This is a genomic window from Pseudarthrobacter sp. 05T312 (genome assembly GCF_056396685.1).
In genome coordinates this window covers 1-863 of the sequence record NZ_JBFTLY010000044.1, presented here as the reverse complement: position 1 = coordinate 863, position 863 = coordinate 1, and the positions used below count along the sequence as shown (strand labels likewise).

Annotated in this window: 1 pseudogene; it reads right to left on the bottom strand. The window is 64.4% G+C overall.

Annotated elements, in window-relative coordinates:
• Nucleotides 1–863: pseudogene (locus AC1DIP_RS22210) on the bottom strand (pyruvate dehydrogenase (acetyl-transferring), homodimeric type); the annotation flags it as partial.

Below are 863 nucleotides of genomic sequence, written 5' to 3'. Positions count from 1 at the left end.
GCCACGGCGCCGGCTTCGTTGATGCCGGGGTGGATCAGCTGGCCGGCGGGGGATTCCTTGTAGGCCAGGACCAGGTCCCGGTCCACCGACAGGTAGTTCTGCCCCTTGGGGTTGTAAATCTTCGCCGTCGGGAAGAACGCATCCATGCCGAAGGTGCGGGCCTCGTCCGGGATGATCGGGGCGATGTGCTTGCCGAAGTTCTTATCCCGCATCAGGTCCTTGAGGAGCCTGACGAACGCCATGGTGGTTGCGGCCTGCTGTTTGCCCGAACCGCGCTTGGCCACCTCGTAGGACTTCGCGTCCGGCAGGGTGATCTCGGCGTGGGTGTCGCGGCGCTCCGGAACGGATCCGCCCAGCGCAGCACGGCGCTCCATCATGTACTTGATTTCCGGGGCGTCGTTACCGGGGTGGTAATACGGCGGCCGGTACGAGTCCTTCTCCAGCTGCTCGTCGCTGACCGGGATCCGCAGGTGGTCGCGGAACTTCTTCAGGTCATCGAGGGTGAGCTTCTTCATCTGGTGGGTCGCGTTGCGGCCCTCGAAGTGCGGGCCCAGGCCGTAGCCCTTGACGGTGTGGGCGAGGATGACGGTGGGTTTGCCCTTGAATTCGGTGGCGGCCTTGTAGGCGGCGTAGACCTTGCGGTAGTCGTGGCCGCCGCGTTTGAGGTTCCAGATCTGGTCATCGGTGAGGTCCGCGACGAGGTCCTTGGTCTGCGGGGTCTTGCCGAAGAAGTGTTCGCGGACGAACCCGCCGGACTCGGCCTTGTAGGTCTGGTAGTCCCCGTCGACGGTTTCGTTCATGATTTTCACGAGCGAGCCGTCGGTGTCGCGGGTGAGCAGGTCATCCCATTCCCGGCCCCAGAC